Genomic DNA, 20,481 nt, shown 5'->3' with positions numbered 1-20,481 from the left:
ATACGCAGGGAAGTGGCTGGCCTGCCCCTCTACGATCCCGGCGCCGACGCGGACGAGGTGGCTGCGCTCAGCGGCGGCCGCCGCGTGATCAAACTCTCCAACAACGAGAGCCCGTACGGCATCTCTCCGGTGGTCGCCGAAGCTGTCCGCCGGGGCCTGGCCGACGGAGTCTCCCGCTACCCCGACCCCACCGGCAAACGGCTGGCCGAGACCATCGGGGAGAACCTGGAGGTGCCTGCCGAGCGCGTCGTGCTCGGCAACGGCTCGGAGAACATCCTGGAGTTGCTGTGCCAGGCCGTACTCGATCCCGGTGACCTGGTGGTCACCCAGGCGCCCGGGTTCAGCCTGCACGAGATCTTCCCCCGCGTCATGGGTGCCCGGGTCGAAAAGGTCGCGGTCACCGCAGAGTTCGGGTTCGACGCGGACGCCTGGCGCGACGCGCTGGCCGCAGGCCCGAAACTCGTCTTCCTCGCCAACCCGTGCAACCCCACCGGCGCGATGCTCAGCGCCGGCCAACTGGAGCGCATCGTGGCCGACACTCCGGAGTCGGCCCTGCTGGTGCTCGACGAGGCGTACGGAGAGTTCGCCCGCCCCAGCCCGGACTACGCCGACGGGCTGGAGGCTCTGCGCGCACTGGACCGGCCGTGGATCGTGCTACGCACCTTCTCCAAGGCCTACGGCCTGGCGGGCTTCCGGGTGGGATACGGGATCGCCTCCGACGCCGCCCTGATCCAGGCACTGGACCGGGTCCGCACCCCGTACAACGTCAACCAGCTCGCCCAGGTTGCCGCCATCGCCGCGCTGGGCGACCACGCGCACCTGGCCGACACGGTCCGTCGGACCGGCCTGGAGATCGACAGGGTCTCCGACCGGTTGCGCGGCGCGGGACTGCGTGTGGTCCCGTCCTCGACCAACTTCCTCTTCATCGACACCGGCTGTCGCTCCGACCGGGTCGCCCAAGAGCTGCACCGCGCCGGAATCATCGTCAAGGCGTGGCGCGAACCGGGATACGAGAACTACATCCGAGCCTCACTGTCGACCCCCGGAGACAACGACGTCTTCGTGCGGTGTCTGACGGAGATCTGCGCGAAAGGCACCTCGTGATCAGGAGTAAGGTGTCCGACCTGATCGGACGAACGCCATTGCTGAAACTGGCAGTTCCGGACAGCTCGGCAATCGTCCTGCTGAAGCTGGAGCAGTACAACCCCACCGGCACCGCCAAGATCCGGATGGCCAGGAACATGGTGGACGAGGCGGAGGCGGCTGGGCTGCTCACCCCCGGCGGGTGGCTCGTCGAGTCCACCTCCGGCAACACCGGGCTCGGCCTGGCGCTCATAGCCGCCGAACGCGGATACAAGTTCACCGCCGTGGTGGACAACCACTCCAGTACGGACAAGCTGCGCGGCATGCGCGCCTACGGTGCCGACATCCTCAACGTCGCCGGTGAGGCTGACGGCCTGGCCACCGCCGAACGCGACACCGTGGCCGAGCGGCTCGCGGCCGAACACGGTGCGTACTGGACCGCGCAACACCGCAACCAGGGCAACCCCAACGGCTATCGGCCGCTCGCCCGCGAACTCCACGACGACCTGGGCGAAGACATCCACTACCTGTACGGGGCCGTCGGCACCGGTGGCTCGCTCTGCGGAACCGGCCGAGTCCTGCGGGAACGCATTCCGGAACTGAAGATCATCGGCGTCGAGCCGGTGGGATCCGTCGTCTTCGGCGGCAAGGGCGCGCCCTACCACCAGTCCGGCACCGGGACGCCTGAAGGCTCGGAGATCGGCGGCGTCGTCGACTACGAACTCTTCGACCAGGGGGTCAAGGCAAGCGACTCGGAAGCCTTCGAGACCTGCCGCTACCTGGCCAGGAACTTCGGCATCCTCATCGGCGGTTCGGCGGGCGGCGTGGTCTACAAGGCATTGGAGCGGGCCCAGAGCGCGGGGCCTGAGACCACCATCGTCGTGCTGGTCTGCGACGGCGGCGACAAGTACCTCGACACCGTGTTCAACGACGACTGGATGGCTGCCAACGGCCTGTACGACGAGCAGGTCGTCCACCGGCTGGCCGCGATGCTGCGGTAACCCCCGTCCCGACCGAACGGCCAGAACACCGGGCGAATCCGGTCGGTTCCACCGACGTGCGGTAAGCGGCGCTTCACGTCCGCCGCGACGGGCCGTCTCTCATGTGACGTGTTCCTCGACTGGCTCCGCCAGGCGGTCCGCCTGAGCTGCCAGGACCCTTCTGCCCTCGCCTACGAACTGGTACCTTCCTGCTAATGAAAACGAAAACGATAACCATAATGGTGGCGGCCCTGGTCGTGCTCTCGGTTGCGGGGTGCACGCCAGACCCGGCTACCGATGCCGGCGCGCGGGCAAAGGCGACGGGGGCGAGCGCGACGACGTACCCGTTCACCCTCAAGAACTGCGGCATCGATGTGACCCACAAGGCCGCCCCGAAGAAGGTCGTCACGCTGAACCAGACCGCCGCCGAGATCCTCATCCACCTGGGGGTCGCCGACCGAATCGCCGGATCGGGCTACGAGATCGAAAAGACGCCGGACGCGATCGTCGAGCAGTACAAGAAGATTCCGCTTCTGTCCGCGCGCGGGCAGGAGATCAAGCACGAGAAGCTGCTGGAAGCGCAGCCGGACTTCGTCTACGGCTCCTTCGCGAGCATGTTCACCGCGGAGCAGTCCGGCGACCGCAAGCAGCTGCACGGCCTGGGCGTGCCGACTTACCTGACCGAGTTCGACTGCTCGTTCCACGAGAGCGTCGCAGGCGCGAACTTCGAGATGATGTACGAGGAGTACCGCCGGCTCGGCAAGATCATGGACGTGCCCGCCGCCGGAGAGAAACTGGCCACCGAGCAGCGGGCCGTGGTGGACAAGGCGCTGGGCGCCGTCAAGAAGCGGGACACGCCGCTGAAGGTGATGTGGTTCTACTCCACCTACGAGGGCACTCCGTGGGCCGCGGGCCCCGGTGGTCTGCCGCAGCACATCTCGGAACTCGTCGGGGTCGAGAACATCTTCGCCGACGCGAAGACCAAGTGGGCGGAGGTCAGCTGGGACGAGGTCGCCGCCCGCAACCCCGACGTCATCATCCTGGCCGACCTGACCCGAGGCGAACCCAACGACACCGCCAAGGAGAAGATCGACCTCCTCAAGAAGGACCCACTCACCAGCAAGCTCGCCGCAGTGAAGGGCGACCGGTTCATCTCCATCCCCGGCACCCACATGGATCCCGGCTACGGCAGCGCGTCCGTGGTTCCCGCGCTGGTCGACGGCCTCAACAAGCTAGGGTGAACCGTTCCGCCATGACGACGAGTTCAGACAGGACTGCCGCGCCCGCCGGGAATCCGATCACCAGCAGTGAAAAGGTTCCGGTGGGCCCGCAGCGCGCCTCAACGGTGGCGCTCTTCTTCTTGGCCGTGGCCGGGCTGCTGGTGTCGGTCGTCGTTGCATCGCTGTTCGGGAGCGCGAACATCCGTCCCCTCGATGTCGTCTCCACGATTCTGCGGCACGTCGGTCTGCGCAGTATCGCCCCCACCCCACCACTGCCGGGGCTGCTGGACGCCCTGATCTGGGAGTCGCGCTTCCCGCGAGTGTTGCTGGCCGCCGCCGTCGGCATGGCCCTGGCGGTCTCGGGCACGGTCCTGCAAGCGGTCACCAGGAATCCCCTGGCCGACCCCTACCTGCTGGGGGTCTCCTCCGGCGCCTCCACCGGCGCGGTCGCCGTTCTCCTGCTGGGCATCGGCGGAAGCATCTCCCTCTCCACCGGAGCCTTCATCGGCGGCCTGGTCTCCTTCGGCCTGCTGCTGCTCCTGCTCGGCGGCGGGCGCGTCGCCAGCCCTTCCCGCGTAGTGCTCACCGGTGTGCTCGTATCCCAGTTCTTCGCCGCGGTCACCTCGGTCATCCTCATGGTCAGCGGGGACGCGAACTCCACACGCGGCTTCACCTACTGGCTGCTCGGCACCCTCGGGGGCGCCCGATGGGAGGGGGTAATTGTCACCGTCGTGATCATCCTGATCGGGGTGGCCGCCGTGCAGTTCTTCGCGCCCGCCCTCGACGCCTTCACCTTCGGGTGGGACTCCGCCGCCGCGCTGGGGATCAACGTCACCGCGGCCCGCATCTGGCTGATGGTGCTGACCTCGGTCATCACGGCGGCCGCCGTCGCGGCCTCCGGGGCGATCGGCTTCATCGGGCTGCTGATCCCGCATGCCGTCCGCATCCTGGCGGGCCCGATGCACCGCACCCTGCTTCCTATGTCCGCGATCGTCGGCGCCATCTTCCTCATCTGGGTGGACGTGTTCGCGCGGACAGCGTTCTCGCCCCACGAGCTGCCCGCCGGCGTCATCACCGCGCTTCTCGGCGCGCCCGCCTTCGCGCTGGTCCTGAAGCGTCTGGAGTCCTGATGGGCCGCATCACCACCACCCAACTCTCCTGGTCGGTCAAGGGCCACCGGCTGCTGGACAACATCGAGATGGCGGCACACGACGGAAAGACCGTCGGCCTCCTTGGCCCCAACGGCTCGGGCAAGTCGACACTGCTGCGCCTGCTCGCCGGACTGCGGCGCCCCGACACCGGAACCATCCGCTACGACGACACCGCCCTGAACGACCTCAGCGCCAGGGTGCTGGCCCGACGGCTCGCCGTCGTCGAACAGGACGTGTCCGCCCACAACCACGTCAACGTCCGCCAAGTCGTGGAACTCGGCCGCACACCCTTCCGCGGCCGCTTCGACGCGCTGACCGAGCACGATCGGCGGATCGTCGACGCAGCGCTGGAACGGACCGACATCACCGACAAACAGCACCGGACCTGGCACACCCTCTCCGGGGGGGAGAGACAGCGCACCCAACTCGCCCGCGCCCTCGCCCAGGAGCCCCGGGAGATCCTGCTCGACGAACCCACCAACCACCTCGACATCCGCCACCAGCTCGAACTCCTCGACCTTCTGACATCACTGGACGTGACCTGCGTCATCGCCCTGCACGACCTCAACCTCGCGGCCCGGTACTGCGACCACATCGTCGTCCTCGACCACGGACAGGTGGCCGCCGCCGGCGCCCCAGAGACCGTGTTGACCCCGGACCTGATCAAATCGGTCTACGGCGTCAACGTGCTCGTCGACCGCGAACACACCACCGGCACCCTCCGCATCACCTACCTGGCCGCCACAGCCACGCGATCGACTGCCAGGGAAGCGATGCCACTCGGACTCCAGTAGGGGGCTCATCAGCTGCCGACCACCCCGGCCGCGCCGCTGTCGCCGATGTCGGCAGGCAGACAACTACGACAAGGGCGGGCGCAATGGATTCGGAACCCAGCGGAAGCGCGGCCGACGCGGTTCCCGGAGCGTGGCCCGTCCGGACGGTGGTGTCGCTGGCGCGACAGGGCAGACGCACGCCGTCCGCATCCCGCGCCTCAACCGAGGCCTGCTGCCGGATCGTTCCTTGCTGACGATCAGCTGCCAGCCGGGACGGCTCAGTGTCATGCGGGGGCTCGGCAGCAGCATCCAATCGCGCAACGTCGCCCATCACGCCTTCGACGGGGTCCGCTGAGTGGGCCCGGCCGCCTGCCGTACGCTCGCCCATATGTGCTTCGTCAGCGGCGGCTGGAGCACTGAAGCCGTCGCCCAGGTATCCGCCTGGGCAGCCGGCATCGAGGTCGGAGCGGTCATGGCGACCGTCTTCCATCGGGGTGGTCGGCAACTCGGCACGCCTGGTCAACCACACTCCGCACCTGCCCCGCGTGGGTGACGACGTCCTGAGGCGGGCCCTGCCGGAGGAGCACCGCGTAGCCCACCACGATCCCGCAGCACGCGCCGACGGCACGTCCGAGCCGTAAGGCCTGGGCCTCGACCGGGTCGTGGCCGTCCTCAGCGCACGGCCACCAGAACGTGGCTGTTGCCGAACTGCCAGACGGTACCGGCATGCCCGATCCCCGCCTCGCGCAGAAGCTCGATGTGGCCGGAGACGGAGAGGTCGTTGCCCTCGCAGGGCGGGTGGCGGCGCCCTCCCGTCCGTTCGGGCGAGGTGGAGAGCGCAGGGTCGGCCGTTGCGCTGGACCACCAGGACTGCCAGTCCTCCTGGGCGAGGGCCTGGCACCGAAATCCAGGGTGTCGAGGAGGCGGCCGAGGGCCTTGAAGGAGGTGCCGAACCGGCTCGCGCGGGAGAGGGTCCTCGCACCGGAGGTCTCGAACTCGGACAGGCGCAGCAGGACCCTCAGCCGCGGCAGGCCATGGCTCCGGACGAATCCGGCGGCCTCGACCAGCTCGCCCGCCCCGTCGGCATTGACGATCGCACCGGACCGCGCGGCGCGGCCAGCCACTGGAACTCCGGGTCCTTCGGGCCGGTCGCCATCACTTTCTCGGCGGTAAAGCCGGAGCCGAGCGCATACTGCAATTCGCCCAGGGAGGCAGCGTCCAGGCCGGCTTCGGTCGTCGTCAGGCGGCGGACCAGAGCGCTCGACCGGTTCGCCTTGTGCGCGAAGAAGACCCGACCGGAGAGCTGATGCCCGCGCAGGACGGAGCGGAACGCTCCCAGATTCAGAGCGATCTGATCAGGGAGCACCACATTCAGAGGCGATCCGAGCGCGTCCACCAGCGGCTGCAGGAAGGAGCCCGACCGCAGGAGCGACGCCATCGCCACACCGTGCCGAGGTTCCAGGTACAGAGGCGCGTCGCTCATGCCGGCTGTGCCTCCCCGACGAGGAATGCAGGCTTGCTCTCAGCGATTGTTCGTACGGCTGGGCTCCATCATGGGCCCCCTTGTGCCAACGCTCCAGGGGGCGGGCCGGATCCGCTCCCGCATCGGCCGGAACAGGACGGTTCACAGCCGGATGCTCATGAGGATGTCGACACGGTCGTCGCCCGGTGCCACGCGCAGCGCACCCGGCCACCGACCCACCTCCATCCACCCGAGCCTCATGCTGATCAGGCTGCCAGACGACCGGGGGCGGCGGGGTGGCGTACGGGCCGTCCGCTACCGGCTGGCGTACGGGAGCAGGGCCATCTCGCGGGCGTTCTTGACGGCCAGTGCGAGCTGGCGCTGCTGTTGCGCCGTGACACGGGTGACCCGGCGGCTGCGGATCTTGCCCCGGTCGGAGATGAACTTACGGAGCAGGTCGGTGTCCTTGTAGTCGATGTACGTGATCCCTGCCGTGTCCAGCGGGTTGGGGCGGGACTTCAGCGGCTTGCTGGGGGAGGGGCGGCCGGCCATAGGTGTTCCTCGGAGTACGGGGGCTACGGGGTGTCGGTGAATGGGACGGAGAGGTCAGGAAACGGAGTCGAGCAACGGACCGAAGGCGGCGGGGAGCTGCTTCCACGCTTCCCGCCCGGCCGTGTACTCGGCTTCGGTCAAGAGGCAGGAATCCAGGAGCTGTTCGATCCCGTCGCGGTCGAGACCCGGCGAGGTGAAGACCAGGTGCTGGCAGCAGTCGCCGTGCTCGGGATCCCAATTGAGGGCGGCCGCGGCCTGACGCATGGCGGGAACCAGCTCCCAGGCGGCGTCGGGGAGCGAGGCCAGCCAGGGGCCGGCGCTCTCCACACACAGCGCGCCACCGGCCGCGTCCCAGGCCAGGAGGGTGTCGGGACGGTCGGCGAGCCAGAACCGGCCGCGGCTACGGGCCGCAGCGCAGGTCAGATCCTCCAGGGCTTCGTAGAGCCGCTCGGGGTGGAACGGCCGACGGCGCTGCCACACAAGCGTGGCGACTCCGGCCTCGTCGGCCTCCTGGGGGAGGAGCGCGCAGGCCGGGTGCTGGGCGGCGGCGGCCGTCTCCACGTCGAAGCCGGCGAACGCCAAGCGGGTGAGTTCGCTGGAGCCGGTGGGCACCTGGACGGCAGTCGGGTGCAGCTGGGCGAGCAGGGCGCGGTCCTCGTCGTCGGCCTCCTCGCTGTCGGCGATCGCCAGGACCGGCGCGTATTCGAGCTGACGGGCCCAGGTGTCTCCGACGGTCCGCTGGTCGGTGGCCGCGGCGGCGAGGCCGGCCTCGCTGAGGTCGTCCCCGTTGCCGAGGCAGGGCAGGACGAGCGCGGGGTCAACGGCGGTGATCACGTTCGTGAGTTCCAGTACCTCACCGGCGTGGGCGGCCACGACCTCGGCCATCGCCCTGGGCTCGACCGAGTCCCAGAGTTCCACCACGGCCAGGCGGGTCAGGCCGCCGGCGGCCAGCCGCTCCAGCTCGGGGACGAGGTCCTCACGCAACGCGCAGCAGGCACAGTCGTTGACCAGCGGAGTCTCGTCGGTGGTCACCGTGCCCCCCGAATCGCGCAGCGTGCGCAGTACGTTGCCGCCGGCCGCCGAGGACAGATCGTGGTGCAGGGCGATACTTCCCGGCACGGCGCGCAGCAGGTGCTCGACGGTCTCCTTGCGCGCGTCGGTGTGCATTCCGCCGACGATCACGACGGGGAGGGTCACTTACCCCCTCCGTAGCGGCGTTCGAAGCGTTCGACGCGTCCCGCGGTGTCCAGGACACGTGCGGTGCCGGTGTAGAAGGGGTGGCTCCGCGAGGAGATCTCTACGTCGATGACCGGGTAGGTGTTTCCGTCTTCCCAATCGACCGTCTTGGCGCTGGTGGCGGTCGAGCGTGTCAGGAAAGCGAAGTCGGCGGCCTTGTCACGGAAGACGACGGGGCCGTAGGCGGGGTGGATTCCAGGCTTCATGGGGTGGCTCTCTCTGGGGAGGAGGGGTCAGCGCTCTTCGCGGAAGTCGACGTGCCGGCGCACCACCGGGTCGAACTTGCGCAGCACCAGCCGGTCGGGGTCGTTGCGCCGGTTCTTGCGAGTGACGTAGGTGTAGCCGGTGCCGGCGGTGGAGCGGAGCTTGATGATCGGGCGTACTTCGTTGCGTGCCATGACCTCAGTATACGGAAATGGAAATCATGTTCAATAGATGAGAAAAGCCGGGCCGGACGGTGCCGTGGCTGCGACCACCGTCCGGCCCGGAGTCTTCAGGCGGTAGCGCCCACGGCTTGCCCGTTTTCGTGCTCGCAGGCGTCGTCGATTCCGTACGTCCCCCAGTCCGGGAAGTCGTCCACGGCGGGTACGGCTTCGCCCGGGCCCAGGAGGCAGGCTTCGAGGGCCGCCCGAAGTGCGTCGGCGCGCAGGCCTGTGCCGATGAAGACGAGCTCCTGGCCCTGCGTGGTGTCCGGTCCGCGGGCGCCCGAGGGCTCGAAGCGGGCCACCGCGCCGGCCTGGGACCAGAGGCCGGTCACGCGGGGGCGGCTGGCGAGCCGGAAGAAGCCCTTGGAGCGCAGGATCTGTCCGAAGGCGCCGCTGTCGAGGCCCTTGGTGACGAAGGTCCACAGCCGGCCGGGGTGGAAGGGGAGGTCGGCGCGGAAGACGAGCGAGGAGATGCCGTACTCCTCGGTTTCCGGGACGTGGTCGCCATTGAGCTCCTTGACCCAGCCCGGGGCCTGCTGAGCACGCTCGACGTCGAACAGGCCGGTGCCCAGCACCTGTTCGAGGGTCACCTGCCCGCGGACGGCGGGAACGATCCTCGCCTCGGGGTTCAGTCGCGAGAGTACCGCCCGCAGCCTGGCGACCTCGGTCGGCCCGACCAGGTCGAGTTTGTTGAGGACGATGACGTCCGCGAACTCGATCTGGTCCATGAGGAGGTCGCTGACGGTGCGCTCGTCGTCCTCGTACTGGTCGAGGCCGCGTGCGGTGAGTTCGTCGCCCCCGGCGAGCTCCGGCAGGAAGTTCGCGGCGTCCACGACGGTGACCATGGTGTCGAGGCGGGCGAGGTCGCCGAGGGTGGCGCCGTCATCGCGCGGGAACGAGAACGTGGCCGCCACGGGCATCGGCTCGGAAATCCCGCTGGACTCGATGAGGAGGTAGTCGAAGCGCCCCTCGCGGGCCAGTCGGTCGACCTCCTCCAGCAGATCGTCGCGCAGGGTGCAGCAGATGCACCCGTTGGTCATTTCGACCAGCCGCTCCTCGGTGCGCGACAGTGCGGCCTCGCCGCCGCGGACGAGCGCGGCGTCGATGTTGACCTCGCTCATGTCGTTGACGATGACTGCTACGCGCAGGCCCTCGCGGTTGCCCAGTACGTGGTTGAGCAGGGTGGTCTTGCCGGCGCCGAGGAATCCGGACAGGACGGTGACCGGGAGTGGTGTGTTGGTCGGGCGTGCCATCGACTCAGCCCTCGGGGTGCAGGAGGCCGCGTTCGTATGCCTTCACCAGGCGCTGCGGGACCTGGTACACGGAGCCGTCGACCGTGATCGGGACGAGCTGCGGCGTCGTGGCCTTCCACTGTGCCCGGCGGTGGCGGGTGTTGCTGCGGGACATCTTCCGCTTCGGGACGGCCATCGGGATCTCCTGTGAGGTGTCGAAGGTGCTCGGCGCGAGCGTATATGAAAACGACGACCATTTTCAATTAAGGGCTGGTCGAGGTGCGTGGATCTTCACCGGTTCCAGCCACGCCGCCCATGCCTCCCTTGCCTGCCCCGGCACCCTCCTGCGGGTCAGCGCCCGGTCTCGGGACGGCTGCTGAGTGGCGAGCCCGTCGAGTGTGATCACGCCTGCGCGGGCGTTGAGGATCCGAAGCAAGGTGGAGGCCGCCAGATCGGACCTGGTGGTGCCGGGTGGGCCGTCTCCCGGGATCTAGGCGTCGGCGGCTTCCACCTGGCGTGCGGCGCCCTCGGCCGGGGTGAGCGGTTCTCCGCGATCGTCCCCGTCCCACAGCCGCATCGTCCGGTGCACGCAGGTGATGTCCGCGAGGAGAGCCGCCGGATCGACACCGACGAGGACCGGGGCGGCGTCGTAGTGGTCGTCGAGGCAATCGGCGCCGACTCTGGCCCGCCACAGACGAAGGAGGTCTCGAGGTTGGACGGCGCAGTCGTCGGGGCGATGGCGCAGTGGATCCTGCTTCCCGCGCGGCGGGACCGTTTCCGTACGTCCAGGTCGCGCCGGACAGCGCTCCCGCTCCTGCCGAAGCACCCCACCGACCCCGTGCGGTGGGGTGCGAGTCGCGGCTGCGACGTCATTCGGCTCGCATCACCAGGAGGACTTGGTCACTCCCGGCAGGAATCCGGCGTGTGCCTGTCGGCGGGTGCGGACCCGGGAGAGCCCGAACTTGCGAAGGTAGCCGCGGGGGCGGCCATCCACGCTGTCGCGGTTGCGTACGCGGGTGGCACTGGCGTTGCGGGGCTGCCGCCGCAGCTCTGCAACGGCGGCCTGTCGATCGGCATCGGCGGACGAAGGGCTGTTGACGATCGCCTTCAGTTCGGCTCGCCGGGCGGCATACCGCTCGACGGTAGCCTTCCGCTGCTCGTTCTGCGCGATCTTGCTCTTCTTCGCCATTAGACCTTCCCTCCGCGCGCCCGGATCCGGGCCGCAGCCGCTTCGATGCCGATCGAGTCCACCGTCTTGATCGCCTTGGCACTCAGGGTCAGGCGGACGTTGCGACCCCCGCTGGGCAACCAGTAGCGCTTGCTCTGGATGTTCGGGTCGAAGCGTCGTGACGTGCGCCGGTGGGAGTGGGAGATGCTGTTGCCGAACCCTGGCTTGGCGCCGGTCAGTTGGCAGTGGGCGGACATGGGTGGTACCTGCCTTTCTCTGGCCTTCGTATTGGTAATGGAAACCATATCCATATACTAGCCGCGTGGTCGCCCGGCCCCGCCCGCCGCAGGCTCGCCAGAGGGGATCGGGTTGGAGGGTGTTCAGTGCGGTCGAGGATGTGGAGAGCCCTTCGCCGCGTCACGTCTTCTGCGCCGGCGGTGGCCGTCTTGGGGACGCGGGGACTTCTCGAAGATCCCGAACGCTGCCGGGAGTGGAGAACCGCATGGACCTCCTCCACTAAGCCGTAAACCCGCACGCAGCAGCAAGGAGCCATGGATGGGCTTCGGCCTCGTCCTGCAAACCGACCCGCCGGCCTCCCAGGTCGTCAGCCTCATGAAGCGCGGCGAGCGCAACGGCTTCCGCTACGGCTGGACCTTCCGGCACTGCTGTGGCAGGAACCGTTCGTCATCTACAGCCAGATTCGCGCCAACACCCAGCGCGTGCACGTCGGGCCGATGGTCACCAACCCCGGTACGCGCACCTGGGAGGTGACCGCCTCCATCTTCGCCACGCTGAACGACATGTACGGCAACCGCACCGTGTGCGGGATCGGCCGCGGGGACTCCGCGGCTGACTCCTGCGAGCGGCGCGGAGCCGACAGGAGGCCGGCCCCGCGGCGCGGGCCGGGTCATTCCGCGTAGTCGTTGCCCTGGAGGTGGAGCGAGCGCAGGGCCGCCTCCAGCGCGAAGCGGTGGTCCGGGTCCGTGATGCGGTCGCCCAGGCGGGCGTCCAGGTTGCGCAGGCGGTAGCGGACCGTCTGCGCGTGGACGCCGAGCACCTCGCCGACCTGTTCGGCGGGGGCCCGTGTGGCGATGTGGACGCGCAGCGTCTCGACGAGGCGGCCGCGCCGGGAGCCGCCCAGCCCGCTGAGCGGGGCCAGTTCGCGGGCCGCGATGTGCGCGACCAGCGCGGGGTCGGACAGGAGCCACAAGGTGGTCAGATGGTCTTCGCAGTGCACGACCGGGCCGTCCGGCACGATCCCGTCGTCGATGAGCTGCAGCACCTTCCTGGCCCACCGGATGGAGTCGGCGGCCTGCGGCGGTGGCACGGTCAGGCCGATGACGGCCGGGGCGCCCGCGAGGACGGACTCGAGCATCGCCAGGCGCTCGGGGGTGAGCGGCCCGGGGATCAGCAGGTGCGGCTGCGGGATGCCGAGGTCGGCGAGGACATCCCGGTCGAGGCATGCCCGTACGTGATCGGGGGCCGGGGCGCGCAAGGCCACCAGCGTGCACTGCGCCGGGAGTTCCCAGGACGCCTGCTCGCACAGCTCGGCGATGGTCGCCTGCGGCAGGGGCGATCCGACGAGGATGAGATGGAGCAGTTTCCGGCGTAACGCCGATAACTCGGAGGGCGCACGTTCCTGTACCTCCGCGTACCCCTCGCGCGCGACTGCCTCCAGCTCGTCGACGTAGGCGAAGAGCGCGTCCGCGAAGGCGAGGATCAGCGAGGGGGACAGGTTGTACTGGCGGCCCATGTGCTTGGCCCGGCGCAGTGCGATGCGTGCGCCGAGCCGGTAGGCACCCTGGAGGGTGTCCAGGTCACGGCCCTCGTAGGCCTCCACCCGGCCGAACTTGCGCAGCAGTTCGTCACGCAGGACCGAGCTCGTGCCGGGGTCGGCGACGCGGTCCACGAACGTGGCCAGTGCCTGCTCCACACCCTGTCGGATGGCGTCCGCGTTGGGGCCGTTGAGGAGGCGGGCGTACACCGGATAGGCGCGCTGGACCTCGACCCGTATCTCCTTGATGAGCCCCGGGACCTCGGGCCTCATCAAGGCTGCGAACTCCTTGGGGAGCGGGTCGAGCGGTTCGCCGAGGTCCGCTGGTTCTGGCATCGAGGGCATGACTGATCCCTTGCTCTCCTGCGCGCCCGGTGGGGGAGCGGCGTGACAGCGCCCTGCTGGCTGGAGGGCGCTGCGCGACCGTCAGGTACATACCTGTGTGAGGTGCTGACGCTAGGTCAAGTCTGCTGTGCTGTACACCGTTTGGGCAGGAGATGCGCAGGAGTGCGGGTGTAGTCCGGCGAGTCGGCCGGTAATCGTCGTTCGCTGACCGTTACTTGACTGCCGAGTGCCAGTTCCGGGCGAGCTGCTTGCCCGCATCGGGGGCGATCGTGCCCGGGGCGAAGAGCCCGCCCAGGTAGGTCTGGGTGTTGTTCAGGGTCAGGCTGTTCCTGCCCGCCGCGGACGGCAGGCCGGTCTTGAGGTTGACCGCCGCGTCGATCACTCCGAACAGCCCCAGCCCGCAGCCGCTGGCGCCGGGGACGGCGAAGGACGTGTCGCTCTGGGTGGAGCCGAGGAGGTTGAGGCGGCTCATCTCGCCCTCCTCGTTCGCGCTGCCGTCACCGTCGAACCGCTCCACGGCGAACGACGGGTAGTTCAGGTTCTTCGGCTTCAGGACGATCGGGTTGTTCTTCGTGCCGATGTAGCAGTTGCTGCCCAGGAACGGGTTCTCCAGGCGGATGCGGACCGGGATGTTCACGATCGTCTGGTCGGTGACGACGCCCGCTATCTGGTCGAAGTCATACGGGGTGCCCACCGACTCCAGGGTCGCGGTGATCTTGTTGAGCTTGGCGTCCGAGAGCTGCTTGCAGATGGCGGTGATGCCCGGGATGTTGCTCGGGCACATCAGCCCGAGGAGACCGCCGGGCACCGTCGCCGAGGCGGCGATGATCGCGCCGGAGGGGGGCGCGACGACGGTGCTGGTGCCGTCGGAGTTCTGGACGACGCCCATCTGGAGGTTGCTGTTGCCGGTGATGACCGTCGTGTTGCCCAGCTTGATGGACCCGCTGGCGGCGTAGGAGACGACGCACTGCGGTGCCTTGTCCAGACCGTCCGCCCCGAGCATCGTCGGCGAGTCGACGGGACAGCGGGTGAACGGACCCCACGCCCCGTTGAGGGCCGGCGTGGCGGCGGTCGCCGTACCGAGGGAGGCGAACGCGCCGAACGCGGTCAGCGCCGAGACGGTGGCGAGCCGGGTACGTGCGGAGGCGAGTGGCATGGAGGGTGCCTTTCGATGACGGGGGGACGTTCGGGTCTGTGGTGCGGGAGTGCGGGGGTGGGGGTGCCGGTGCGCGGTCCGGCTGTGCCGGGGTGCGCCGGGTGTCTGGGCAGTGGTACGGATCAGCGCTCCGGTGCGGGGACCACGTACGGCTGGCGGTCCTCGGTGCACTGGCCCTCGGTGGGTACCTCGACGCCCACCGCACACGTCTGCCCCTGGATCTGCTTGACGTAGTTGCCGGGGCCCGAGATGGACGCGGTCAGCAGCCGGTCCAGGTCCTCACCGCCCGCGCCGCAGCCGGTGAAGGGGGGGATGGTCACCTCGCCCGTCAGCGGCCCGCCCGAGGTCAGGACGTAACCGGTGGCGTCCGTGCCGTTGATGAGCTGCCCCTTCCCGAGCATCACGAGGTGCGGGCCCGGGTACGTGGCCGGATCGGGCTCGGGGGAGCTGAGCGGGGTCTCCGTACGGCACGACGGGCCGACGTCCAGAGGCGTGCCGTTGACCTTGACGTCCAGTACGCGAAGGACCAGCGGGGCGCGCACGTACGTCTCGGCGATGTTGTCCGGGAAGACGAGCAGGACGTCCGACGCGACGGTCATGGGCCCCGCCTGCTCAAGGATCATGGTCGCCGTCGTCGGGGTGAAACCGAAGGTCAGGAAGGTGGACTGGAACGGCGGGGTCTGTTTGCGGCCCTGGTAGTCGAGATGGCCCTCCGACTTCTGGAGCAGGTGGATGCTCCCGTCCGGAGGGAAGGCGATCTCCGGGTCGCCCTGTTCGATCTGCACGCACGACACCGGGATCAGGGAGGCGCCGCCCAGTTTGCGGACGTTGGAGTAGCCCGTGATGTACGCGTTGAGCGACTTGTCGGTCGGGTTCTGCTTGACGCACGGCGGCGCCGGCGGTCTGACGGCCGACGCGCCGGCGCGGGAGTCGCCGACCTTCGGAGCCTTGTCCTTGCCCCCGCTCGCCCGATCGGGGGGAGTCCCGGGCGCCGTCGACCCCTTCGGGGTGCCGGGGGCCGTCGGGGACGCCGGGTCGGTCGGCCGCCCGGACGCCGGGGCGGTGGGGGCCGACGGGGAGGGCAAACCGCTCGGGGCCGGGGTGGAGGGGGCCGGACCGACCGGCACGGTGGCGAGAAGGCCGTGGCCGTCCGCATCCTTCGCCAGGGTGCAGGCGAGGGTGAGGGACGGGGGAGTGGCGGGTCCTCCGTCGGCAGTACCGAGGGCGAGGTCGATGCCGAGGTCCGCGGCCGTGAAGGTGAGGTCGCCGTCGGCGACCGCCGTTACGGTCGGGGCGTCGCCGGTGGTGGTGAGGGTCAGCGGGCCTTCGGCGGGAACGGCGGCGGGCGGGGCCCCGGCGGTGCCACGCCAGAGGGCCTGCGTCGCGGCCCCGCGCTGGGCGACGTCGAGCGCCAGCCTGGTCTCGGGCGCCACCGTGGTGGCCTTGAGGGCCGTGAGGTCGGCGACCGCCGCGGCCGGGAGCTCGACCGTCGTGGTCACCCCGGTGGGAAGGATCCTCTCGCCGGCCGTGGCCCGGTCGGGGAAGGTGGCCGTCACCCGAACCGCGGCCCGCTGGTGCCCCGAGGGCAGCGCGCAGTCGTAGGACAGCTTCGCGGTGATCTCCTGCGAGCCCACCGCGGCGGCCGCCGACGGGATCAGGGGGGCGAGCGCCGCGAGGGCGGCGATCGCCGCACCGCGCGCGCGGACGCGGTGTGTCCCCAGGGCGGGAGGGTGGCCTCTCATCGCTTGCTCCGCTCGGGCATCGTCCGGGGCGCCGACGGCCGGCGCGGCCGGTCGGCGTATCTGTTCGGCGTGTCTGTTCGGTGTCGAGGGTCGACGTCGAGGGCCCGTGTCGAGGGACGGCGTCGAGAGCCGGCGCGAGGGTCGGCGCGAGGGTCGGCGAACGCCCGGCCGGGTTCACCGGTCGGGCGCACGGACCCGGGGGAGTGCCAGTGGCACTCCCGCACGCCTTACGGGTTGGAGCCGACGATGGTCGGGATGACCGTGGTGCCGGTCTTCTTGACCAGGTAGGCGCCGGTGAAGATCGGCTTGGCGCCGACCGGGACGGCGCTGCCGCAGTTGGTCGACGAGACGACGGTGAGCTGACCGGAGGTGCTGGCGACCGCGAGCTTGCCCGTCGAGTTGGTATACGTGCTGGCCGCCTTGCCCGTCACACGGAAGACGCAGGCACCGACGGTGACCTTGGCGTCGACGTTGCCGATGTAGCCCTTGGTGACGCCGGTCGCGGCGGTGTAGTCCTGGGCCACCACGGTCCACGGGGTGGTCGGAACGGTGGTCACGTTGCCCAGGACACTCGTGCAGGGCGAGCCGCTGGCACCGAAGTTGATGGCGCTGATCGAGCCGACGGTGGCCGGGTTGCCGGTGGCGCTGGCCATCGAGCCGGAGGCGCCCGACGTCGTACACGTCATGGCGATGCCGTTGACGCTGAGGACGATGTTCCCGCTGTTCGTCGCCGTGTAGGTCGAGGGGGACGGGTTGACGGTCCACGTGGTGGAAGGCACGGCCGATGCCGGGCCCACGGTCAAGGTGAACGCGGCGGCAGCGGCACCGGTGACGACGGCGAGGTTTCTGATGGTCTTCTTCATGGCTCTGGGACTCTCCTTGGGGATTGACCGGCAGAGGTGGGCCGCAGCTGTGCGATGGGGGAGACACAGAGGACCCGCGGCTGGGTGTTCCTCGGCCGCGACGCTGACGTTACTTGCGGGAAACTTGGCTGAACAATGGCGCAGTTCAAGATTCTTTGAAGAGCCTGAATTACCTGTTCGCCGGGTGAGCGGTCCTCGGTGCCGCCTTAGTCTCCGGGTGCGCAATGTCGACAATTTCGATCGATCACGCACCGCGCTGCCACTTTTTCCGCCGGACGGGGCGCGTGAATCTCGATATGAAGAGGAAGTGCTCTCCGTCATGACAAGCGGCGGTGCGTATGTGTGCTCCGCGTGACAAGGAACGCGGAGGCGCGGGCGGCGTCGCGAAAAACTCGTACCTGCGTATTGCCGTCGGATGTTACCCAGCCGTAGCGTTCCGGGTGCGACGCTCGACCCCTGGTTGGCGGCCCCTGACGGCACTAGTCCTGCCCGATGGTCTCGGCCCGGCCTCCCGCCGGGGCCGGCGCCTTTCGACGGGGCCCCGCCGATCCGGCTCACGGCCCCGAGGGGCCCCACCCTGTCTCACCGGAGACAAGTGGCGCACCCGGATTTGTCCGCGTGGTGACAAATTCCGGGGCGCCGGGCCGAATTGGTGTCACGCCTATTGTCCCGATGATCGTGAACGACCTAACGTGCGGCCTGCGAAGCGCACGCGACACGCCTGCTGGAGGTGATATGGGAATCGAGGTGGCTGTTGAGGGTCTGACCATGTCCTTCGGCAAACAGAACATCTGGCAGGACGTGACCTTGACCTTGCCCGCAGGTGAAGTCAGCGTCATGCTCGGTCCTTCCGGTACGGGGAAGACGGTGTTCCTCAAGTCGCTCATCGGTCTGCTGAAGCCAGAACGGGGACGCGTCCTCGTGGCGGGAGTCGACATGGTGAACAGCCCCGAACGCGACATATACGAGGCCCGCAAACTCTTCGGCCTCATGTTCCAGGACGGAGCACTCTTCGGATCCATGTCCCTCTTCGACAACATCGCCTTCCCGCTGCGCGAGCACACGCGCAAGAAGGAGTCGGAGATCCGCCGGATCGTCATGGAGCGCATCGACGTCGTCGGGCTCGTCGGCTCCGAGGGCAAGCTCCCCGGCGAGATCAGCGGCGGCATGCGCAAGCGGGCGGGACTGGCCCGCGCGCTCGTGCTCGACCCGCAGATCGTGCTGTGCGACGAGCCGGACTCCGGCCTCGACCCCGTCCGCACCGCCAACCTCTCCCAGCTGCTGATCGACCTCAACGCACAGATCGACGCGACGATGCTCATCGTCACCCACAACCTCGACATCGCCGCCACCGTCCCCGACAACATGGGGATGCTCTTCCGGCGCAACCTCGTCACCTTCGGCCCGCGCGAAGTGCTGCTCACCAGTGACGAGCCGGTCGTGGCGCAGTTCCTCGCGGGACGGCGCGAAGGCCCCATCGGGATGTCCGAGGAGAAGGACGCGGCCACGCTCGCCGCCGAGGCCGCCGTCCCCTCCGCCGAACCCGCCGCGCCCCGGGTCATCGTTCCGCAACTGGAGCCCTCGCCCGGACTGCCGCAGCGCCAGGCGGCCCTGCGGCGCCGCGAGCGCGTCCTCGGCATGCTCGACACGCTGCCGCCCGCCGCCCGCGCCGCCATCGAGGACACGTACGCGCGCGGGGCGCAGGCGCCCACCCTGCGGCTGCCGGCCACCGGGAGCGGTTCGTGATCACGAGCGGATTGCGTCACACCGGCCGCCTCTTCGCCCTCGCGGCCGAGGTGGGCCGGTCCATCTTCAGACGGCCCTTCCAGTTCCGGGAGTTCGTCGAGCAGTTCTGGTTCATCGCCAGCATCACGATCCTGCCGGCCGCGCTCGTCTCCATCCCGTTCGGCGCGGTGATCGCCCTCCAGGTCGGCTCGCTCACCCAGCAGCTGGGCGCGCAGTCGTTCACCGGAGGCGCCAGCGTCCTCGCCATCATCCAGCAGGCGAGCCCGCTCATCGTCGCCCTGCTCATCGCCGGCGCCGGCGGCTCCGCCATCTGCGCCGACCTCGGCTCCCGCACGATCCGCGAGGAGCTCGACGCGATGGAGGTCATGGGCGTCTCGCCCGTCCAACGCCTGGTCGTACCAAGGGTGCTGGCGACGATGGGCGTTGCCGTGCTCCTCAACGGTCTGGTGTCCGTCGTCGGCACCCTCGGCGGGTACTTCTTCAACGTCATCCTCCAGGGCGGCACCCCGGGCGCCTACCTGTCCAGCTTCTCCGCGCTCGCCCAGCTCCCCGACCTGTACATCAGCGAGTTCAAGGCCCTCGTCTTCGGTTTCATCGCGGGCATCGTCGCCGCCTACCGCGGCCTCAACCCCCGCGGCGGCCCCAAGGGGGTCGGCGACGCCGTCAACCAGTCCGTCGTCATCACGTTCATGCTGCTGTTCTTCGTGAACATGGTGCTGACGGCCATCTACCTGCACATCGTCCCGCCGAAGGGAGGCTGAGGCCGATGGCCTCCCCGTTCGTCTGGCTCGACCGGTCCGGCGACCAGTTCCTGTTCTACGTCAAGGCACTGGCCTGGATCCCGCGCACGCTGCGCCGCTACCTCAAGGAGGTCCAACGGCTCCTCGCCGAAGTGGCCTTCGGCTCCGGCGGGCTCGGGGTGATCGGCGGCACCATCGGTGTGATGATCGCGATGACCCTGTTCACCGGCACGGTCGTCGGCCTTCAGGGCTACGCGGCTCTCGACCAGATCGGCACCGCCGCGTTCACCGGGTTCATCTCCGCGTACTTCAACACGCGCGAGATCGCCCCCCTGGTCGCCGGGCTCGCCCTCTCCGCGACCGTCGGCGCCGGCTTCACCGCCCAGCTCGGCGCGATGCGGATCAACGAGGAGGTCGACGCCCTCGAAGGCATGGGCATCCGCTCCATCCCGTACCTGGTCACCACCCGCATCATCGCGGGCGTCGTCGCGATCATCCCGCTCTACGCGATCGGCCTGCTCTCGTCGTACCTCGCCTCGCGCTACGTGACCGTCCTGTTCAACGGCCAGTCCCAGGGAACGTACGACCACTACTTCAACCTGTTCCTCTCTCCGACGGACGTCGTGCTGTCGGTCCTCAAGGTGTTCATCTTCAGCGTCATGGTGATCCTCGCCCACTGCTACTACGGCTTCCGCGCCTCCGGCGGCCCCGCCGGGGTGGGCGTCGCCGTGGGCCGCTCCGTGCGCAACGCCATCGTGATCATCAGCATCACCGACTTCTTCCTGTCGCTGGCCCTGTGGGGCGCGACCACGACCGTGAAGGTGGCGGGGTGA

General features: G+C 69.2%; 20 protein-coding genes and 3 pseudogenes. 9 read left to right on the top strand and 14 right to left on the bottom strand.

Annotation, left to right across the window (positions count from 1 at the left end; genetic code table 11):
• Positions 1–12: 12 nt before the first annotated feature.
• The 5 genes from hisC (at position 13) to ACFWTC_RS12065 (ending at position 5,228) form a co-directional block, all read left to right on the top strand.
• The gene (gene hisC, locus ACFWTC_RS12085) at positions 13–1,104 is read left to right on the top strand and encodes a histidinol-phosphate transaminase (protein ID WP_383915700.1); all 1,092 of its coding nucleotides are present in this window, start codon (positions 13–15) and stop codon (positions 1,102–1,104) included.
• An 11-nt stretch (positions 1,105–1,115) separates the two neighbouring features.
• Entirely contained in the window at positions 1,116–2,084 is a 969-nt protein-coding gene (locus tag ACFWTC_RS12080; protein ID WP_383915698.1) for a PLP-dependent cysteine synthase family protein, read from the top strand.
• A 218-nt stretch (positions 2,085–2,302) separates the two neighbouring features.
• Positions 2,303–3,304, top strand: coding sequence for an ABC transporter substrate-binding protein (locus tag ACFWTC_RS12075; protein WP_384027934.1), 1,002 nt, complete (start codon positions 2,303–2,305; stop codon positions 3,302–3,304).
• Positions 3,305–3,384: 80 nt separating this feature from the next.
• The gene (locus tag ACFWTC_RS12070) at positions 3,385–4,413 is read left to right on the top strand and encodes a FecCD family ABC transporter permease (protein ID WP_383915869.1); all 1,029 of its coding nucleotides are present in this window, start codon (positions 3,385–3,387) and stop codon (positions 4,411–4,413) included.
• The gene (locus ACFWTC_RS12065) at positions 4,413–5,228 is read left to right on the top strand and encodes an ABC transporter ATP-binding protein (RefSeq protein WP_384027935.1); all 816 of its coding nucleotides are present in this window, start codon (positions 4,413–4,415) and stop codon (positions 5,226–5,228) included. Before ACFWTC_RS12070 ends, ACFWTC_RS12065 begins: the two co-directional genes overlap by 1 nt.
• A gap of 884 nt (positions 5,229–6,112) precedes the next feature.
• Here ACFWTC_RS12065 and ACFWTC_RS12060 read toward each other — a convergent pair.
• The 10 genes and pseudogenes from ACFWTC_RS12060 to rpmB all read right to left on the bottom strand — a co-directional run.
• A pseudogene (locus tag ACFWTC_RS12060) lies at positions 6,113–6,690 on the bottom strand (Y4yA family PLP-dependent enzyme); the annotation flags it as partial.
• 141 nt (positions 6,691–6,831) lie between these two features.
• Positions 6,832–6,927: pseudogene (locus ACFWTC_RS12055) on the bottom strand (GNAT family N-acetyltransferase); the annotation flags it as partial.
• Between the two features lie 57 nt (positions 6,928–6,984).
• Positions 6,985–7,221 carry a 30S ribosomal protein S18 gene (gene rpsR / locus ACFWTC_RS12050; protein WP_383915692.1) on the bottom strand — a complete coding sequence of 79 codons (237 nt, stop codon included), beginning with the start codon at positions 7,219–7,221 and terminating at the stop codon, positions 6,985–6,987.
• 54 nt (positions 7,222–7,275) lie between these two features.
• Positions 7,276–8,388, bottom strand: a complete 1,113-nt coding sequence (locus ACFWTC_RS12045) for a CobW family GTP-binding protein (protein ID WP_383915867.1) — start codon at positions 8,386–8,388, stop codon at positions 7,276–7,278.
• Positions 8,389–8,414: 26 nt separating this feature from the next.
• On the bottom strand, positions 8,415–8,663 hold the full coding sequence (locus ACFWTC_RS12040; RefSeq protein WP_383915690.1) for a type B 50S ribosomal protein L31: 249 nt from the start codon (positions 8,661–8,663) through the stop codon (positions 8,415–8,417).
• A gap of 27 nt (positions 8,664–8,690) precedes the next feature.
• The gene (rpmG, locus tag ACFWTC_RS12035) at positions 8,691–8,855 is read right to left on the bottom strand and encodes a 50S ribosomal protein L33 (protein ID WP_018553596.1); all 165 of its coding nucleotides are present in this window, start codon (positions 8,853–8,855) and stop codon (positions 8,691–8,693) included.
• Between the two features lie 95 nt (positions 8,856–8,950).
• Entirely contained in the window at positions 8,951–10,135 is a 1,185-nt protein-coding gene (locus ACFWTC_RS12030) for a GTP-binding protein (protein ID WP_384027936.1), read from the bottom strand.
• A gap of 4 nt (positions 10,136–10,139) precedes the next feature.
• Positions 10,140–10,310, bottom strand: coding sequence for a 50S ribosomal protein L32 (rpmF, locus tag ACFWTC_RS12025; protein ID WP_183068845.1), 171 nt, complete (start codon positions 10,308–10,310; stop codon positions 10,140–10,142).
• A gap of 687 nt (positions 10,311–10,997) precedes the next feature.
• Entirely contained in the window at positions 10,998–11,303 is a 306-nt protein-coding gene (rpsN, locus tag ACFWTC_RS12020; RefSeq protein ID WP_383915683.1) for a 30S ribosomal protein S14, read from the bottom strand.
• A complete protein-coding gene (rpmB, locus tag ACFWTC_RS12015) occupies positions 11,303–11,539 on the bottom strand; it encodes a 50S ribosomal protein L28 (RefSeq protein WP_384027937.1) in 237 nt (78 codons plus the stop codon). The genes rpsN and rpmB overlap by 1 nt, the downstream gene beginning before the upstream one ends.
• 298 nt (positions 11,540–11,837) lie before the next feature.
• Here rpmB and ACFWTC_RS12010 point away from each other — a divergent pair.
• Positions 11,838–12,169 (top strand): annotated as a pseudogene (locus ACFWTC_RS12010) (LLM class flavin-dependent oxidoreductase); the annotation flags it as partial.
• A 20-nt stretch (positions 12,170–12,189) separates the two neighbouring features.
• On the opposite strand, the gene ACFWTC_RS12005 reads toward ACFWTC_RS12010, so the two are convergent.
• From ACFWTC_RS12005 to ACFWTC_RS11990, 4 genes are all read right to left on the bottom strand, one after another.
• Complete coding sequence (locus ACFWTC_RS12005; protein WP_384027938.1) at positions 12,190–13,401, bottom strand: helix-turn-helix domain-containing protein; 1,212 nt, start codon at positions 13,399–13,401, stop codon at positions 12,190–12,192.
• A gap of 211 nt (positions 13,402–13,612) precedes the next feature.
• On the bottom strand, positions 13,613–14,557 hold the full coding sequence (locus ACFWTC_RS12000; RefSeq protein WP_384027939.1) for a hypothetical protein: 945 nt from the start codon (positions 14,555–14,557) through the stop codon (positions 13,613–13,615).
• Between the two features lie 122 nt (positions 14,558–14,679).
• Complete coding sequence (locus ACFWTC_RS11995; protein WP_384027940.1) at positions 14,680–16,299, bottom strand: DUF6801 domain-containing protein; 1,620 nt, start codon at positions 16,297–16,299, stop codon at positions 14,680–14,682.
• Positions 16,300–16,526: 227 nt separating this feature from the next.
• The gene (locus tag ACFWTC_RS11990; RefSeq protein ID WP_383915673.1) at positions 16,527–17,162 is read right to left on the bottom strand and encodes a hypothetical protein; all 636 of its coding nucleotides are present in this window, start codon (positions 17,160–17,162) and stop codon (positions 16,527–16,529) included.
• A gap of 735 nt (positions 17,163–17,897) precedes the next feature.
• Between ACFWTC_RS11990 and ACFWTC_RS11985 the strand changes: the two genes are divergently transcribed.
• The 3 genes from ACFWTC_RS11985 to ACFWTC_RS11975 are packed head-to-tail and all read left to right on the top strand — an operon-like array spanning position 17,898 to position 20,481.
• Positions 17,898–18,908 (top strand): ABC transporter ATP-binding protein, encoded by a 1,011-nt coding sequence (locus tag ACFWTC_RS11985; RefSeq protein WP_383915671.1) that lies wholly within the window; start codon positions 17,898–17,900, stop codon positions 18,906–18,908.
• Positions 18,905–19,669, top strand: a complete 765-nt coding sequence (locus tag ACFWTC_RS11980) for an MlaE family ABC transporter permease (RefSeq protein WP_383915669.1) — start codon at positions 18,905–18,907, stop codon at positions 19,667–19,669. The genes ACFWTC_RS11985 and ACFWTC_RS11980 overlap by 4 nt, the downstream gene beginning before the upstream one ends.
• A gap of 5 nt (positions 19,670–19,674) precedes the next feature.
• Positions 19,675–20,481: an MlaE family ABC transporter permease gene (locus ACFWTC_RS11975; protein ID WP_383915667.1), complete on the top strand. Its 807-nt coding sequence runs from the start codon at positions 19,675–19,677 to the stop codon at positions 20,479–20,481.

Origin of the sequence: Streptomyces sp. NPDC058619 (genome assembly GCF_042717785.1) — a bacterium.
Lineage (GTDB): Bacteria > Actinomycetota > Actinomycetes > Streptomycetales > Streptomycetaceae > Streptomyces.
Note: the sequence above shows the minus strand (reverse complement) of the source record. Positions and strands in the feature narration are given on the sequence as shown.

Excerpts from the sequence above, each read along its gene's own strand:
- ACFWTC_RS11975 (WP_383915667.1), top strand. The coding sequence starts at position 19,675 with ATGGCCTCCCCGTTCGTCTGGCTCGACCGGTCCGGCGACCAGTTCCTG.
- ACFWTC_RS12040 (WP_383915690.1), bottom strand. The coding sequence starts at position 8,663 with ATGAAGCCTGGAATCCACCCCGCCTACGGCCCCGTCGTCTTCCGTGAC.
- rpsN (WP_383915683.1), bottom strand. The coding sequence starts at position 11,303 with ATGGCGAAGAAGAGCAAGATCGCGCAGAACGAGCAGCGGAAGGCTACC.
- ACFWTC_RS11990 (WP_383915673.1), bottom strand. The coding sequence starts at position 17,162 with ATGAAGAAGACCATCAGAAACCTCGCCGTCGTCACCGGTGCCGCTGCC.
- ACFWTC_RS12045 (WP_383915867.1), bottom strand. The coding sequence starts at position 8,388 with ATGCACACCGACGCGCGCAAGGAGACCGTCGAGCACCTGCTGCGCGCC.
- rpmF (WP_183068845.1), bottom strand. The coding sequence starts at position 10,310 with ATGGCCGTCCCGAAGCGGAAGATGTCCCGCAGCAACACCCGCCACCGC.
- ACFWTC_RS12065 (WP_384027935.1), top strand. The coding sequence starts at position 4,413 with ATGGGCCGCATCACCACCACCCAACTCTCCTGGTCGGTCAAGGGCCAC.
- ACFWTC_RS12030 (WP_384027936.1), bottom strand. The coding sequence starts at position 10,135 with ATGGCACGCCCGACCAACACACCACTCCCGGTCACCGTCCTGTCCGGA.
- ACFWTC_RS11995 (WP_384027940.1), bottom strand. The coding sequence starts at position 16,299 with ATGAGAGGCCACCCTCCCGCCCTGGGGACACACCGCGTCCGCGCGCGC.
- ACFWTC_RS12000 (WP_384027939.1), bottom strand. The coding sequence starts at position 14,557 with ATGCCACTCGCCTCCGCACGTACCCGGCTCGCCACCGTCTCGGCGCTG.
- rpmB (WP_384027937.1), bottom strand. The coding sequence starts at position 11,539 with ATGTCCGCCCACTGCCAACTGACCGGCGCCAAGCCAGGGTTCGGCAAC.
- ACFWTC_RS11985 (WP_383915671.1), top strand. The coding sequence starts at position 17,898 with ATGGGAATCGAGGTGGCTGTTGAGGGTCTGACCATGTCCTTCGGCAAA.
- ACFWTC_RS12075 (WP_384027934.1), top strand. The coding sequence starts at position 2,303 with ATGGTGGCGGCCCTGGTCGTGCTCTCGGTTGCGGGGTGCACGCCAGAC.
- ACFWTC_RS12005 (WP_384027938.1), bottom strand. The coding sequence starts at position 13,401 with ATGCCCTCGATGCCAGAACCAGCGGACCTCGGCGAACCGCTCGACCCG.
- rpmG (WP_018553596.1), bottom strand. The coding sequence starts at position 8,855 with ATGGCACGCAACGAAGTACGCCCGATCATCAAGCTCCGCTCCACCGCC.
- rpsR (WP_383915692.1), bottom strand. The coding sequence starts at position 7,221 with ATGGCCGGCCGCCCCTCCCCCAGCAAGCCGCTGAAGTCCCGCCCCAAC.